The organism is Isoptericola sp. NPDC060257, from assembly GCF_042726645.1.
Taxonomy (GTDB): Bacteria; Actinomycetota; Actinomycetes; order Actinomycetales; family Cellulomonadaceae; genus Isoptericola; species Isoptericola nanjingensis.
Window position 1 is genome coordinate 1 of record NZ_JBHXAW010000089.1, and the last position, 14,965, is coordinate 14,965.

The 14,965-nt window shown below is 74.8% G+C and carries 10 protein-coding genes and 2 tRNA genes; 2 read left to right on the forward strand and 10 right to left on the reverse strand.

Annotated elements, in window-relative coordinates; genetic code table 11:
• The 4 genes from ACFWEK_RS09555 to ACFWEK_RS09570 form a co-directional block, all read right to left on the reverse strand.
• Nucleotides 1-1,724, reverse strand: a 1,724-nt coding sequence (locus ACFWEK_RS09555; protein ID WP_430553894.1) for a penicillin acylase family protein, incomplete at its 3' end; no start/stop codon positions are given.
• On the reverse strand, nucleotides 1,721-4,279 hold the full coding sequence (locus ACFWEK_RS09560; RefSeq protein ID WP_430553895.1) for a GNAT family N-acetyltransferase: 2,559 nt from the start codon (nucleotides 4,277-4,279) through the stop codon (nucleotides 1,721-1,723). The genes ACFWEK_RS09560 and ACFWEK_RS09555, both read right to left, overlap by 4 nt.
• Nucleotides 4,276-5,673, reverse strand: coding sequence for a lysine N(6)-hydroxylase/L-ornithine N(5)-oxygenase family protein (locus ACFWEK_RS09565; protein WP_430553896.1), 1,398 nt, complete (start codon nucleotides 5,671-5,673; stop codon nucleotides 4,276-4,278). Before ACFWEK_RS09565 ends, ACFWEK_RS09560 begins: the two co-directional genes overlap by 4 nt.
• Nucleotides 5,670-7,247 carry a pyridoxal phosphate-dependent decarboxylase family protein gene (locus tag ACFWEK_RS09570; protein WP_430553897.1) on the reverse strand — a complete coding sequence of 526 codons (1,578 nt, stop codon included), beginning with the start codon at nucleotides 7,245-7,247 and terminating at the stop codon, nucleotides 5,670-5,672. Before ACFWEK_RS09570 ends, ACFWEK_RS09565 begins: the two co-directional genes overlap by 4 nt.
• A gap of 197 nt (nucleotides 7,248-7,444) precedes the next feature.
• Here ACFWEK_RS09570 and ACFWEK_RS09575 point away from each other — a divergent pair, with 197 nt between their 5' ends.
• Together ACFWEK_RS09575 and ACFWEK_RS09580 are read left to right on the forward strand one after the other, a co-directional pair.
• Entirely contained in the window at nucleotides 7,445-9,499 is a 2,055-nt protein-coding gene (locus ACFWEK_RS09575) for a HelD family protein (protein ID WP_430553898.1), read from the forward strand.
• A 167-nt stretch (nucleotides 9,500-9,666) separates the two neighbouring features.
• Complete coding sequence (locus tag ACFWEK_RS09580; RefSeq protein WP_430553899.1) at nucleotides 9,667-10,986, forward strand: C39 family peptidase; 1,320 nt, start codon at nucleotides 9,667-9,669, stop codon at nucleotides 10,984-10,986.
• Nucleotides 10,987-11,074: 88 nt separating this feature from the next.
• Here ACFWEK_RS09580 and ACFWEK_RS09585 read toward each other — a convergent pair whose 3' ends face one another.
• From ACFWEK_RS09585 to ACFWEK_RS09610, 6 genes are all read right to left on the reverse strand, one after another.
• Nucleotides 11,075-13,285 (reverse strand): N-acetylmuramoyl-L-alanine amidase, encoded by a 2,211-nt coding sequence (locus ACFWEK_RS09585; protein ID WP_430548137.1) that lies wholly within the window; start codon nucleotides 13,283-13,285, stop codon nucleotides 11,075-11,077.
• 154 nt (nucleotides 13,286-13,439) lie between these two features.
• A complete protein-coding gene (locus tag ACFWEK_RS09590; protein WP_430553900.1) occupies nucleotides 13,440-13,865 on the reverse strand; it encodes a MaoC family dehydratase in 426 nt (141 codons plus the stop codon).
• A complete protein-coding gene (locus ACFWEK_RS09595; protein WP_430548135.1) occupies nucleotides 13,865-14,335 on the reverse strand; it encodes a MaoC family dehydratase N-terminal domain-containing protein in 471 nt (156 codons plus the stop codon). The genes ACFWEK_RS09590 and ACFWEK_RS09595 overlap by 1 nt, the downstream gene beginning before the upstream one ends.
• Nucleotides 14,336-14,364: 29 nt before the next feature.
• On the reverse strand, nucleotides 14,365-14,535 hold the full coding sequence (gene rpmG, locus ACFWEK_RS09600) for a 50S ribosomal protein L33 (protein WP_079572326.1): 171 nt from the start codon (nucleotides 14,533-14,535) through the stop codon (nucleotides 14,365-14,367).
• A 90-nt stretch (nucleotides 14,536-14,625) separates the two neighbouring features.
• Nucleotides 14,626-14,699, reverse strand: a tRNA-Met gene (locus ACFWEK_RS09605).
• A gap of 65 nt (nucleotides 14,700-14,764) precedes the next feature.
• Nucleotides 14,765-14,837 (reverse strand) — tRNA-Thr (locus tag ACFWEK_RS09610).
• Between the last annotated feature and the right edge of the window lie 128 nt (nucleotides 14,838-14,965).

Genomic DNA, 14,965 nt, shown 5'->3' on the forward strand with positions numbered 1-14,965 from the left:
CGCCCGTCGACGTCCGCGAGCGCCTCCTCGGCCAGGCGCAGCCCGTCGACCACCCCCGAGGCGAGGATCGTCGCGAGCGCGTCACCCACGCGCGCGACGACGTCCAGCCACGGCGCGAAGACCTCCGGCAGGCCGGGCGGGGCGTGCAGCGGGGCGAGGGCCGGGTCGGCCGCCACGCGGCGCACCAGCGCGTGCCGCCAGCGGGCGAACAGGGCGGCGTCCGGGGAGTCGGCGTCCATCCGCGCGCCCGCCGCGGCCCAGGCGCGCAGCCGTCCCGCGGCGCCCGGGGTCCCGACAGGCTCGACCGACGGAAGCCAGGCCACGAGCTCGGCGGCACCGCCGTCGCGCGTGTCGGCGAGCACGCGGTCCTGGTCCTCGGCCGTCTCCCCGCCGGGCGGCGGGTCGGCGAGCAGGGCCCGCACGCGCGCGGCGCGGTGCGGGGCGTAGGCGTGGCCCAGGTCGTGCTCCGGCTCGGCCGGACGGTGGTTGGCGTCGACGGCGACGTCGGCCACGACGGCGGGCGCGGGCAGCCGGCGCCACCCCGGCTCGTCGCGGTGGGTCGCCGGGACGACGCGGCCCGACGGCGGCACGTCCGGCACCAGACCGGCGGTGAGGCGCAGCACCTCGCCGGACGAGTCGGCGGTCAGGACCCGGTCCACGGGGTCGACCCATCCGGTGAACGCGGCGGCGACGTCGCGCGCCGTCCGCGCGCGCTGGAGCGCACGCCAGGCGGCCACCCCGGCGTCCGCCGTCGTGCGCACGGGCCAGCGCAGGCTGTGCCGGTCGGTGACGAGCGGGCCGCGGGCCGTCTCCGCCCACCGCACGACGACGGGTGCCCCGCCGCGCACGGGCACGGTCTCGGAGCCCTGCGCGACCACCCGTGCGCCGGCCGCGGCGGCGTCGACCCCTTCCGCGACCAGCGCGACGTGGTGCGCCATCGCGTTGGTGACGCCCCACGCGACCGCGCCCACCGGCGTCTCGGCGTGCCCGAAGTGCAGCACGCCCGGGACGCCGGGGAACGCCAGCCCGACGACGTCGTGCCCCGGGCGCGCGAGCCGGACCTGCTGGTAGACCCCGGGGAGCTCGAGCAGCCGGTGCGGGTCGCCGGCGAGCAGCGGAGCTCCGGACGCCGTCCGCGACCCGGGCAGCGCCCACGCGTTGGAGCCCGACGACGGGCCGCCGGCCCCGCCGTCGCGCGCACCCCACCACCCGACGACCGCGTCGCCGAGGGTCGGGCCGAGCGTGCGCGCCACGTGCTCGCGCCACAGGAGGTGCGGGAAGCCGCTGAACAGCACGTGGTGCACCAGGAAGGTGCCGATCGGGGTCCAGGGCCGCCAGGGCTCGTCGTCGGGGAGCGGGGCGCCGCCGAAGGCCCGCGCGAGCTCCGCCCGCTCGGGGGCGACCCCGCCGCCGGCGTCGAGCCCGTCCCGCACGCCGTCGGCGTACGCGGCGAGCCACTCCCGCTCGGGCTGCGCGAGCGCCTCCCACACCCGGCGGGTGGTGTCCGCGAGGCGCACGCGGACGGCGAACCGGTCCCACTCGAGCCCGGCCGGGCCGACCCGCGCGGCGAGCCGGCCCTCGCCGTACCAGCGGTCGACCTCGAGCTGCCAGCCCCGGTCGAGCGCGGTGACGTAGCCCTGCCCGTACGCCAGGTCCGCCTCCGAGCCCGCCCGCACGTGCGGCACCCCGAGGTCGTCGCGGAACAGCTCGAAGGGTCGGGTCACGGGGCGTCCGGGCGGGCGACGGGGTTGGCCATCGTCCCTGCGTACAGCAGCGAGGCGGACTGGTCGGTGAGGTCGACCATCTGCAGCGTGTTGCGCAGCTGCAGCCGGTTGAGGCACGAGTGCGCGAACCGCGGCACCCGCAGGTCGACGCCCCGCCCGCCGCGCGGGGCGAGGTCCGGGTGCTCGGTGGCGTGCCGGTCCACGACGTCGGCCACCACGGCCCAGAACCGGTCCTCGGCGAGCACGCCGTCCACCGCGAGGATGCCCGCGAGGTGGCGCAGCACGCCGTCGAACACGTCGGTGAAGATCGCGAGCGCCTTCTCGTCGTCGTCCACGACCGACTGCACCCGCTCGACGCCGGAGGGGAGGGCACGCTCGCCGAGCACCGCGATCTCCTCGCCGATGTCCTTCATGAACACCCGCCGCACCACGCCGTCGCGCAGCACGAGCACGAGGTTCTCGCCGTGCGGCATGAACGCCAGGTCGTGCGCGCGCAGGCAGTGCACCAGCGGGTACAGGTAGGCGTCGAGGTAGGCGCGCAGCCACGCCTCGGGCGCGATCCCCGACTCCCGCACGAGGGCGGTGGCGAGCGACCGCCCGGAGGCGTCGCGGTGCAGCAGGCTCGCCATGGTGGCCAGCCGCTCCCCCGGCGCGGTGCGGGGCACGGGCGACTCGCGCCAGAGCGCCGCGAGCATCTTGCGGTGCGCGCTGGGGCGGGCGGTGCGGTGGTAGACGTCGCCCGTGTACCCGACGGACGCGCGCTCGCGCAGGACGCCGAACCCGGCGTCGTGCAGCGTGGGGTCGCCCTCGACGACGCCCGCCACCCAGTCGTTGATCTCCGGGGTGCCGCGCATGTACGCCGGGGAGAGGCCGCGCAGGAAGCCCATGTTCTGGATCGCGAGCGCCACCTTGACGTAGTGCCGCTCCGGCCGCGTCCGGTTGAACATCGTCCGGATCGACTGCTGCGGCTGGTACTCGTCGGCGCCCGGGCCGAGGGGCACGAGGTCGCCGCGCGCGACGTCGGCGGCGAACGTGATCGGCACGCGGTGCTGCCACTGCCACGGGTGCACCGGCAGGTACAGGTACTCGGCGGGGTCCAGCCCCCGCGCGGCCAGCCGGTCGGCGAACGCGGCGCGCTCCGCGCCGGACAGCTCGTCGCCGTAGAGCGCCTGCTCGGTGAGCCCGGCACCGACCGCGAGGTGGGAGTGCTCGCGACGCGCCGCCAGCCACATCAGGCGCAGCCGCTCGCCGCGCTCCGGCGCGTAGGCGCGGTAGTCGTCGAGGGAGAACCCGATGCGGCCGTTGTTCGCGAGGAAGCCGGGGTGCCCCTCGGTCATCGCCGCCTCGGCGGCCTGGAACGCGTCGGCGCGACGCCGGTCGTCGTCGCCGTCGTCGACCTGCTCGGGGGCGAGGGCGGACAGCAGCTCCGGGACCTGCGGCGACGTGCCGTCCAGCTCGCGCTCCTGCTTGGCGCACGCGGCGGCGAGCGTCGAGGAGAGCTCCTCGAGGTAGGTCGCCACGAGGTCGTCCGGGATCTGCAGCAGCGGCTGCAGCTCGGCCACCAGCTCCAGCACGTCCACGGGTCGCTCGACGCCGGCCGTCCCCGTCGTGACCGTGCGCGTGATCGACGCCGGGTCCACCACCCAGTGCTCCAGCGCGAACGTGCGCGCCGCGAACCGGTACGTCACGCCGTCGAGCGCCAGCACGTACCGGCCTCGTCCTCCCGCCCCCACGTCGTGGCTGTGATCGTGGCCCGGTGCGGTGGGCGAAACAGGGCCACGATCACACCCACGACGTTCTCCGTCGGGCTCGGGGCGGAAGAGGCGCTCGTGCGCGAGCTCCGCGAGCGCCTTGGCGGCGAGGTGACGGTGGGCGTGCTCGGCCAGGTCGGGGCGCAGGTGCGGGGCGAGGCGCGCGCCGGCGGCGTCGGCGAGCCCGGCGAGGGCGCCGAGCGGCGAGGCCGCGAAGTCCTCGCGCGTGCAGACGCTCAGCGCCGCGTGCTTGGTGTGCCCGCCCTCGTCGAGCTCCACCTGGCGCAGCACGCGGAACCCGGCCGCCGCGTTCTTCGCGGCGATCGCGCGGTTGCGCACGTCCGGCTCGACGACGACGCGCGCGGCGTCGAGCCCCTCGTGCGCCAGGCAGTGGCGCACGACGGCGCCCATCACCGCGTCGGTGAACCCCGGCGCGCGGTCGGCCGGGTCCTCGGGCGGAGGCGCCACGAGCAGGTGCATGCCGACGTCGCCGGGCGCGGCGTCGTGCACGCCGACGAGCAGCACACGGGCCGGGTCGTAGGTCTCGGCATAGAACGCCGGCACGCCGTCGACGCGACCCAGCCAGCCGTCCTGGTCCGGGTGGTCGGCGACGTCGGCGAGGTAGTCGCGGACGTCCGCGGCGCCCAGGTGCCCCATCTGCCAGAACGCCGACGCCGGGTGGGACAGCCACCCGTGCACGGTCGCGGCGTCGCGCGCCGGGTCGACCGGCTCGAGGGTGACGGCGTCCGGAGAGGTCCGGTTCGCGGCGACGGGCCGGAGGCCGGACTCGGCGACCGCGGTCATCGGGCCACCTCCTGCACCGCGGCGGCCGCTGCCGCGCTCGGCGCTGGTTCGCCGCCCGGCAGCCCGAACGTCTGGAACGCGATGCGCCGCTCGATCGCGTACGGCTCACGGCCGGTGACCTGCGCCAGGATGACCGAGTTCCGCCACGCGGCGAAGCCCAGGTCGGGGGCGGTGACGCCGTGGGTGTGCGCCTCCGTGCCGCCCACGTGCAGGCGCCCGCCCGCGCCCGCGGTGTAGTCGCGGGCCACGTCCACGCGGCCGAGCTCGTCGAGGTCGACCAGACCGGGCGCCACGAAGCCCGGCACGCCCGACCCGTACCCGGTGGCGGCGACGACGGCCCGCGTGCGGTGCTCCGCCGTCGTGCCGAGCTGGCCGTGCCGCAGGGTGAGCACGTACTCCCCCGCACCGTCGGCGCCGTCGGGCTCGTAGCGCGCCGCGACCACCTCCGTGTCCGACAGCAGGGTGGTCGGCACCTCCCGCCCGAGGGCGGACTTGCGGTAGAGCGTGTCGTAGATGTCGTCCACGAGGTCGCCGCTGATCCCCTTGTACAGCGCGCGCTGCTCGCGGCCGAGGATCTCGCGCAGCTCGGTAGGCAGCGCCCGGTAGTGGTCGGTGTACTCCGGCGACGTCATCTCGAGCGTGAGCTTCGTGTACTCCATCGGGAAGAAGCGCGTCGAGCGAGTCACCCAGTCCACGCGGTGCGCGCCGGGCGCGGCGTCCTCGAGCAGGTCGCGGTACACCTCGGCCGCCGACTGCCCCGACCCGACGACGGTCACCGCACCGGTCGCCGCGAGCGCGTCGCGGTGCGGCAGGTAGTCGGCGCTGTGCACGACCGGGCCGGCGCCCGCGTGCCGGCCCGCCTCGGCGGCCAGGGCGGCGAGCGGCCCGGGGAGCTGCGGCGTCGTCCCGACGCCCAGGACGACGTGGCGCGCCCGGTACGTCTCGGTCGCCCCGTCGGCGAGGCGGGCGGTCACCACCAGGTGCCCGGACTCCTCGTCCCGGTCCACCGCCGTGACGTCCCTGCCCCAGCGCAGGGTGGTGAGACGGTCGGCCACCCAGCGGCAGTACTCGTCGTACTCGGCGCGCAGCGGGTAGAAGGACTCGCGGATGTAGAAGGGGTAGAGCCGGCCCGTGTCCTTGAGGAACGCGAGGAACGAGTACGGCGACGTCGGGTCGGCCATCGTCACCAGGTCGGCGAGGAACGGCACCTGGATGGTGGCGCCCTCGAGCATCATGCCCGGGTGCCAGGAGAACCCGTCACGCCGGTCGAGGAACACCGCGTCGACGTCGTCGAGCGGGTCGGCGAGCGCGGCGAGGCCCAGGTTGAACGGCCCGATGCCGACGCCCAGGACGTCGTAGGTGCGCTCGGGGGCGGAGTCGGTGGTGCGGGTCATCGGGCGACCTCCTCGAGGGCGGGGTCGGCGGGCACGGCGGTCGCGCGCTGCAGGCGCGGGTGGGCGCCGCGGCACGGCGGCGCGTCCAGGTCGAGCAGCTCCTCGCCGGCGAGCAGCCCGTGCGCCGTCGCGCGGACCAGGTCGAGCACGCCGCGGACGTCGTCGAGCGTCGCGTCCGGGTTGAGGAGCGTGAGCTTGAGGCACGGACGCCCGTCGACCACCGTCTTGGCGACGAGCGCACGGCCGGAGTCGAACAGCACTCGCCGCACGCGCGGCACGAGGGCGTCCGCCTGGGCGTCGTCGACGCCGTCGGGCTGGTAGCGGAACAGCACGGTGGACAGGTCGGTCGGGGCGAGGAGCCGCAGCTCGGGGTCGCCGGCGAGGTCGGTGTGCACGGCGGCGGCGAGGTCGCAGACGGCGTCGACCATCGCGCCGATCCCGTCAGCGCCGACGGCGCGCAGGGTGGCCCACAGCTTGAGCGCGTCGAACCGGCGCGTGGTCTGCAGCGACCGGTCGACAAGGTTGAGGTCGGGGTTCGGCTCCCCCGCCTCCTCGGCGGGATTGAGGTAGTCCGCGTGCCACGCGGCGCGCGCGAGGTCCGCGGCCTCGCGGACGAGGAGGGCGCTGGACGAGACCGGCTGGAAGAACGTCTTGTGGAAGTCGACCGTGACGCTGCGCGCCCGCTCGACGCCGTCCAGCAGGTGGCGGCGGCGCGGCGAGACCAGGAGTCCACCGCCGTACGCGGCGTCGACGTGCAGCCAGGCGCCGACGGCGTCGCACAGGTCCGCGACCGGGGCGACCGGGTCGACGCAGCCGCGGTCGGTGGTCCCCGCGGTGACGACGACGGCCATGACGACGTCGCCCGCCCGCTCGACGTCGACCAGGGCCCGGGCCAGCGCGGCGGGGTCGAGGCGCCCGTCGGCGTCGGTGTCGACACCGATCACGGCGTCGTCGTCGAGACCGAGGAGCAGCGCGGAGCGGGCCACGCTGAAGTGCCCGGCGGTCGTGGCGAGCACCCGCAGCCGGCCGAGGCGCTCGCGCCGCGCCGCGCCGCCGAGCCGGGCGCCGTCGGCCCCGGTGAGCGCGGCCTCGCGCGCCAGGTGCAGCGCCTGCAGGTTGGACTGCGTGCCGCCCGAGGTGAAGACCCCGTCGCTCCCGGCCGGGAAGCCGATGCGGCCGGCGGTCCACTCGACGAGGCGCTGCTCCATGAGGGTCGCGACCGTCGACTGGTCGTACGTGTCGACGGACGTGTTGATCGCGGCGAGCATCGCCTCCGCCCCGACGGCCGGGAGCGCCACCGGGCAGTTGAGGTGCGCCGTGTACGCGGGGTGGTGGAACCAGACGGCGTGCGAGGCGTACAGGTCGGCGCTCTCGCGCAGCGCGTCGGGCGTGCCGACCGGCGGGCCGTCGAGGTCGACGGCGTCGACGAGGGCCTGCAGCTCGCGCCGGCTCGCGCCGCAGAAGGGCTGCTCGGCGGCGGCGACGCGGGCGGCCACGTCGTCCACGACGGCGTGCAGCGCGCCGGCGTAGTCGGCCGCGGTCGCGGCTCCCAGCAGGGCGGAGGACTTCGTCACGGGTCTCCTCGATCGGTCGAAGTGAGGTCAGCCTGGCCTAACTTAGGGTCACCTCCCTCCGATGCCAACCGCTGGGACGCAGATCACATCCCGCTGCCTGCTTCGGCCCGCAGAGCGCCTGCCCCCGGGCACGTTGCCCCGGCGGGCCCGACCGGATAATGTCCTGCGGCTCCCACCCGTCGCCCTGGAGGTCAGCCGTGCCCGCCGTGTCCCCTGCCGAGCTCGACCGGGAGCGGGCACACCTGCAGCGGGCGCGCGAGGAGCTCGCCCGGATGCGCGAGCGCACGGCGGGGCTGACCGCCCACGCCGGCGACCGGATCAGCGCCGAGGTGCTCGAGGCCACGCTGGCCCGCCGCCTGGCCCAGCTCGCCGACGACCCTCACGTGCCGCTCTTCTTCGGCCGGCTCGACCACGACGAGCCGGCCGGTGGCGAGGTCTTCCACGTCGGTCGGCGGCACGTGTCCGACACCGCCGGGGACCCGCTGGTCGTGGACTGGCGCGCCCCGGTGAGCGCCGCGTTCTACCGCGCCACCCGGGACGACCCGATGGGGGTGACCACCCGGCGCCGGTACGGCTTCGCACGCGGCGTGCTCACCGGGTTCGAGGACGAGGTGCTGTCCGGCGCGGGCGAGACCGCGGCCGGGCACTCGGAGATCCTCGAGCAGGAGATCGAGCGCCCGCGCACCGGGCCGATGCGAGACATCGTCGCGACGATCCAGCCCGAGCAGGACGTCATCGTCCGCAGCGACCTCGATCGCACGGTCGTCGTGCAGGGCGCACCCGGCACGGGGAAGACGGCTGTGGGCCTGCACCGCGCGGCCTACCTGCTGTACGCGCACCGGGAGCAGGTCACGCGGCGCGGCATGACCGTCGTCGGACCGAACTCGAGCTTCCTGCGCTACATCCGGGACGTGCTGCCCGCCCTCGGCGAGGTCGACGCCACGCAGACGACGGTCGAGGAGATCGTCGCGGCGCACGGTGGCCTGCGGGGGACCGAGACGGCCGAGGTCGCCCGCCTCAAGGGCGACGCCCGCATGGCGCAGGTGCTGCGCCGAGCCGTGTGGTCGCACCTGGGCGAGCCCGCGGAGGCGCTCGTCCTGCCGCGTGGCTCCCGCCGCTGGCGCGTGCCCGCGCACGAGGCCCGCGACGCCGTCGCGCACGTGGTGGGCCGCGACCTGCGCTACGACGCCGGGCGCGAGCAGCTCCGGTACGCGCTGGCGCACCGGATCCTGCAGCAGATCGAGGCGGCCGGCGACGCGCTCGACGACCGGGCCTGGGACGTCCTCGCGCGCACCAAGCCCGTGAAGGACTACGCCGCGACGCTCTGGCCGGTCCTCACGCCCGCCCGGCTGCTGCACCGCCTGCTGGCCGAACCGGACTTCCTCGCCGCGACGTCCGACGGACTCCTCACCCCGGCCGAGCAGCAGCAGCTCGCCTGGGCTGCACCGCCCCGGAGCGCGGGGGCGGCGCGGTGGACGCTCGCCGACCTCGTGCTGCTCGACGAGCTCGCCGACCTGCTGGAGCGGGCGCCGTCGGTGGCGCACGTCGTCGTCGACGAGGCGCAGGACCTGTCCCCCATGATGCTGCGCGCCCTCGGGCGCCGGGCCCGCACCGGCTCGCTCACGGTGCTCGGCGACCTCGCCCAGGCGACCACGCCGTGGGCCGTGCGCTCCTGGACCGACGCGCTCGACCACCTCGGCAAGCCCGACGCGCACGTCGAGCAGCTCACCGCGGGGTTCCGCGTGCCCGGCGACGTCATCGAGTACGCGGCGCGCCTCCTGCCGGCGATCGCGCCCACGCTCGCGCCGCCCGTGGCCGTGCGGCGGGCCCGTGGCGAGCTGCTGCTCACCACGGCGCCGACCGAGGAGCTGGTGCGGGCCGCGCTCGCGCGGGAGGGCTCGGTGGGCCTGATCGTGCCGGACGCCGGCGTGGCCGCCGCGCGCCGACGGCTCCGGGCGGCGGGGCTGGAGCTCGCCGTCGTCGGCGAGGAGGACGTCACGGCGAAGCTCGCCGACGGCGCCGAGGGCGCCGACCAGGCCACCGAGTTCGACGCGCGGCTCGACCTGGTCCCCGCGTCCCTGGCCAAGGGCCTGGAGTACGACCACGTCGTCCTCGACGACCCGGCGGGGATCGTGGCCGGCGAGGCCGACCGCACGTCCGGGCTGCGGCGCCTGTACGTGTGCCTGACCCGGGCGGTGACGTCGCTCGCGGTGCGGCACGACGACGACGTGCCCACCGAGCTGGCCGCCTGACCGCCCCCTGCACCTCCGCCGCCCTCGGGCCCCGGGCCGCGGCCTCCCGCAAGGTCGTGACACACGCCACAGTTTCTGGGAAAGTCTTTGCCAACGGGCGGAGGGGACCGTCCCACGCCCCCGTCCCTGGGGAGGGACCCGTGACAGGCATGGTGCGGAGGACCTGGATGAGAGCGACGACGGCGGCCCTGGCAGCGGGGGCGGTGATCGCACCGACGGCGGGAGCCGCCGGAGCCGCGCCGCCGGACGACACCGCGACGTCGGGCAACAAGATCACGACCACCCACTGGCAGGGCATCGACGACCTGCGGCAGGGCGAGTGGGAGAACCTGCGCCCCGGGGCGCGCGGCACCCTGGGGATCCGCACCGCCGGCGGGCCCACCACCGCGTACACCGACCCGTTCGGCGACGGCACCGCGGTCGAGTACGAGACGGGGACGTGGACGTCGCCGGTCGTCGAGACCAGGTACGCCGTCGACGAGTCCCTCACGTCGTGGAACGCCACCACCCCGACCGGCACGTGGGTGGAGGTCGAGTTCCGCGGTCGCAAGGCCGACGGCGCGTGGACCAAGTGGTTCGTCATGGGCCGCTGGGCGTCCGGCGACGACGTCGAGCCCGCCGACGGCGGCGTGGGCGACATCCACCGCACCTCCGTGGACGGCCAGAACGACGACGACGCGTACCTGTTCACCGACACGTACGTCGCCAAGTCCGGGCACGAGCCCGAGGCGTTCCAGACCCGGGTCACGCTCTACCGCCCGGCCGGGTCGACGGCGACCCCGCGGCTGTCGGGCGTGACGACGATGACCAACGAGTACCTGCCCGACAGCGCCTACGCCGGCACCAGCGACTTCACGCTCGGGCGTGCGGTGGAGCTCGACGTCCCCGGCTACTCGCAGCTCGTCCACATCGGCGAGTACCCCGAGTTCGGCGGCGGCGGCCAGGTCTGGTGCTCCCCGACGTCCACCACGATGATCCAGTACTCCTACGGCGCGAAGCACCGGGTGCCGGCGTCGGAGCTCGCGGACATCGTGGCGCCGAACGGCGACCCGCAGGTCGCCTACGCCGCCATCAACACGTGGGACTACACGTACGAGGGCTCGGGCAACTGGCCGTTCAACACGGCCTACGCGCACCGGTTCGGGCTGGAGTCCTTCGTCACGCGGCTGCGGTCGCTGGCCGAGGCGGAGAAGTTCGTCGCGGCGGGCATCCCGCTGGTCGTGTCGATCAACTTCGCGAAGGAGGAGATGCCCGAGGCCGGCTACGGCACCGACGGCCACCTCGTCACCATCGTCGGCTTCACCGCCGACGGCGACCCGGTCATCAACGACCCCAACAAGGCGACCGACGCCGACGTGCGCAGCGTCTACACCCGCGAGAACTTCGAGCGCGTGTGGCAGACGTCCACCGACGGCATCGCGTACGTCATCCACCCGCACGAGGTGAAGCTGCCCGAGAACGTCCCGGGGGCCACGCCCAACTGGTGAGGTAGCACCCCGTCTCGTCGAGGTAGCACGGAGCTCGCCGAGGTAGTGGTCGGCCCACTACCTCGGCGAGCTCTGTGCTACGTCGGCGTCAGTGCGGGCGCACCGGGCCGACGGCGTCGGACGTGAACGTCGCGGACGTGAAGCCGGGCGCGGACACGGTCACCTCGACCGAGATGTCCGCGCCGCGGTCCCGGCCCGTGAGGTGGTACCGCGTCCCGTCCGCTCCGCGCACGGGCTCGCCGTCGCGCAGCCACCGCACGTCGACCTCGGTGCCGTCCCCGGGCAGGTACTCCCCCGGGTCCACGGTGAGCACCTTGCCGATCTGCGCCCTGCCCTCGATGCTCGGCCCCTCGACGTCGGTGACCATCGGGTCGTGCAGCGTCACGTCCGCGGCGCGGGTGAACACCTGCCGGTGCGCGTACCAGAGCTGGTAGTAGGCGTCCTCGCCGCGCACGTCCGTCCGGTCGTCGGGGATCGAGCCGTCGAACGACTTGGCGTTGTAGTAGTCCGTCGACACCGTGTCGTCCGAGACCACGTACGCCTGGTCGGCGCCGATCGTGTACTCGATCGGCGTGACCGCCTGCGGCGTGATGCCCGGGTAGGGCGCGTAGGCCGCGCCCTCCGGGTACGCGCGGCCGTAGATCGCGGCCGCTGCGTCGCCGCTCGCGGTCACCGTCTGCCCGGTGCTCGGCACGACCACGGGACGGTCGGCCGGGTTGTGGATCCAGGCCAGCGAGCCGGCCCACCACACGCCGAGCCACTCGCCCTGCACCTGCGCGACGACGAGCTTGTGGCCAGAGTTCACGCGCGCGCTGATGTCGCTGGCGTACGTCGTGCCGTCCGCGCCGTTCGGCTTCCAGCCCGGGTCGCGGGCGTACGGGGCGTCGAGCGAGGGCTGCTGGTACGCGACCGCGAAGTTCGTGCCCGCGCCCGCGACGCAGTCCCCGGAGCCCGGGGACGCCTGCTCGCACCCCGTGACCGGGTTCGCGTTGTCGTCGTAGCCGGCGACCACCTCGACGACGTCGCCCGGCGCGACGTCCGCCGTCGTGTCCAGACCGCCGCCGATCGGCGCGCCGAGCAGCTCGAAGTAGTGCTCCCAGTCCCAGTACGGGCCCGGGTCCCAGTGCACGCTCTTGGTGTACCCGGGCAGGATGCCGGGGATCTGGTCGTGCCCGATGACGTGGGCACGGTCGAGCGGGACGTCGTACTCGTCGGCCAGGTAGCGCACGAGCTCGGCCGACGACTGGTACATCGCCTCGGTGAACCAGCCCGACGTGCCGGCCCAGCCCTCGTGCTCCAGGCCGATCGAGTGCATGTTCATGTACCAGTTGCCCGCGTGCCAGCCGACGTCGGAGGGCTCGAGGTGGTTCGCCACGTGCCCGTCCGACGAGCGCAGCGTGTAGTTCCACGCCAGGTAGGTGGGGTCGGTGACCAGGCGCACGCTCGGCTCGTACGCCGTCTCCGTGTCGTGGATGACGATGTAGTCGATCGACGGGCCGCCCTCGCCCGTGCGGTCGGCCTGGTCGTGGTTGCCGTAGTTCCCGGTGTCGTCCGGCAGGTCGGCGCTGCCCTTCGCGTAGGGCGCGGGCAGCCACTCGCAGCCCAGGTCGGGCGGGCAGTCGGCGGCCGGGTCGCTCGCCGCGGCCGTGGACGCCTCGGGCAGGACGGCGTCGGGCCGGGCGGCGAGGGTCACGTGCCCGCCGTCGTCGGTCGTCCGGCTCTCGCCCTTGCGCAGGGTCGAGTAGACCCGGTCGGCGAACGACGGCGAGCCGCCCAGCCGTGCGACCGCCGTGCCCCAGGACGCGAGACCGTCGCCCGTCCCCTGCCCCGCGTCGCCCTGGTAGGAGGCCAGCAGCGCGGCGGCGCCGCAGGTGTTCGCGGCGGCGTCGGACCGGAGCTCGGCGGCGGACAGCCCGGTGAGGGCGGCGGCGCGGTCGAGCTCGCTCACGGCAGCGCGGGGCGTGGCGTCCTTGCCGGCCCCGTCGGGCGCCTCGGGCGCGTGGTCGAGCAGGTTGAACAGGCCGTAGCCGCCGTCGGCGCTGGCGGTGCCGGCGTGCTGGTCCCAGCGGGACTCCATGTAGGAGACGGCCTTGAGCAGGTCGGCGGGGACGCCGGTGGCGTCGCTCGCGGCGGCGAACGCGGACTCCCGGTCCGGCGCGGCGACGACGGCGTCGCAGGTCACGTCGGACGTGGGGGCGGTGGACGGCCCGGCCCCCGCGGCGACCGCGGGGATCGTGACCAGGGGCAGGAGGAGGCCGGCGGCCGCCAGCCCGGTGGTGCGTCGTCGTACGGATCTCACGGGGAGTGCTCCTCTCGAGGACGGAGTGCGCTCACGGGCGCACCTCGTCATCGAACCGTGAAATCCCGTTTCATGGGAAGTGATAGACGTAAAAAATCTCGTCGCGCCTCGGCGCGACGAGATCGGCGGCCGCGCTCGAGCGCGGGAGGAAAGGTCAGGAGAGGCGGACGGTCGCCTGCGAGCGGCCCAGCACCTTGGTGCCCTCGTGCGTCACCGTGAGGTCGACGCGCACCGTGCCGGCGTCGGCGTCGATCGCGCCCACGGCGGCGGAGACCTCGACGAGGGCGGTGCCGTCGTGCGGGACCGGGACCGGCTTCGTGAAGCGCGTCTGGTAGGCGACGACGGCGCCCGGGTCCCCCGCCCAGTCGGCGACGACGCCGACGACGGAGCCCATCGTCAGCATCCCGTGGGCGATGACGTCGGGCAGCCCGACGCCAGTGGCGAAGGACTCGTCCCAGTGGATCCGGTTGAAGTCGCCGCTGGCCCCGGCGTAGCGCACGAGGCGGGCTCGGTCGAGCTCGACCGTCCCGGTGGCGACGGCGTCGCCGACGGTGAGGTCCGCGAGGGCGGGGCGGGTCATCAGGAGTCCTCCCCGCGGATCACGAGGCTCGAGGAGACGGTCGCGACGGGCTCGCGGGTGCCGTCGCCGGCCGCGCCGTCCACGGCCGCGAAGATCTCGCAGCGCGTCGTCACCATCGCGATGCCGGCCCGCTCGGTCACGGAGTCCACGTGGAGCACCGTGACCAGCTCGTCGCCCGCGACGATCGGTCGGTGGTGCGTGAACTTCTCGTCCGCGTGGACGACTCGCGAGAAGTCGATCCCGGCGTCCGGGTCCTGGACGTACTGTGCCTCGGCCCGCTGTGCGACGACGACGGCGAACGTGGGGGGCGCGACGAGGTCCGGATAGCCGAGACCCCGCGCCGCCACGAGGTCGTGGTGCGCGGGGTGGGCGGCACCGACGGCGGAGGCGAACTCACGGAGCTTCTCGCGCCCCACGGAGTAGGGGGCGGTGGCCGGGTACTCGCGGCCAGCGAAGTCGGGGTTCGCCACGTCGGTGCGGTGATCCGTCGAGGGCTGGGTCAGCGGGTCTCGCGGTGCGACGTGTGCTTGCCGCAGCGCGGGCAGAACTTCGCCAGCTCGAGACGGTCGGGGTCGTTGCGGCGGTTCTTCTTCGTGATGTAGTTCCGCTCCTTGCAGTCCACGCAGGCGAGCGTGATCTTCGGGCGGACGTCCGCGCTCTTGGCAGCCATGGTGTGTCACCTCTCGCGCCCCCGGAAGGCGCCACGTGAATCAAGGAACAGGCCGGTCCGACGCCGGCCGTCGAACCGTGATGATGTCGGTAGCGAGGGCGGGGCTCGAACCCGCGACCTCACGATTATGAGTCGTGCGCTCTGACCAGCTGAGCTACCCCGCCGCGCGTGACGGAACGCAGGACCATGCGTCCTCAGACGAAGACGACGGTCCCGCGTCACATCACAGAGCCCCGAAAGGGAATCGAACCCTTGACCTTCTCCTTACCATGGAGACGCTCTGCCGACTGAGCTATCGGGGCAGCGGAGAAGACTCTACACGGCTCTCGGCACCTGATGAAATCCGCGGGACACCCGCTCGATCACATCGTGCACCGGGGCCGTGCGGGCCCCTCCAGACGTCGGACGAGGCGCCTCCCGAGGGGGGCGC